Below are 579 nucleotides of genomic sequence, written 5' to 3'. Positions count from 1 at the left end.
CACGGCGTCGAGCCTGCTGGACGATCTTTGGACAAAGTGGGTGAACACGCAGCCACCCTAACGCTTGGCGAGCCAGGCATCATGCACGGGTTTAAGTCTTACATGCTTAAAGATGAGCAAGGCGAACCACAAGAGGTACACTCCGTCGCCAGTGGATTGGATTACCCATCGGTAGGCCCACAGCACAGTTATTTAAAAGACATAGGACGCGTGAACTATGGTTCAATCAACGATGACGAAGCGATAGACGCCTTCTTTGAGTTGTCTCGTGAAGAAGGGATTATTCCTGCTATCGAGTCTTCCCACGCAGTCGCATACGCAATCAAACTGGCACAACAAGGTGAAACAGGTTCGATTCTTGTCAACCTTTCAGGTCGAGGCGACAAAGACATCGATTTTGTGGTTGAAAACTACGGAGCAAAATACGGCATTGAGTCGCTTATCTAACTGGCAGCCACTGAGCTGAGTTACGTTTAATCGCAACGCGCAGACAAAAGCAACGCCACCTAAAACAAGGTGGCTTTGTAGTTTTCTCTCAATTTACCTTTGCTTTAGTGGTTTAACTACGCTGCCTAGGCC

General features: G+C 48.5%; 1 pseudogene. It reads left to right on the top strand.

Annotation, left to right across the window (positions count from 1 at the left end):
* Positions 1-447, top strand: a pseudogene (locus R7093_RS26840) (tryptophan synthase subunit beta); the annotation flags it as partial.
* Between the last annotated feature and the right edge of the window lie 132 nt (positions 448-579).

It is taken from the genome of Vibrio sp. 1580 (genome assembly GCF_033340055.1).
This window is presented reverse-complemented; position numbering and strand designations above follow the sequence as displayed.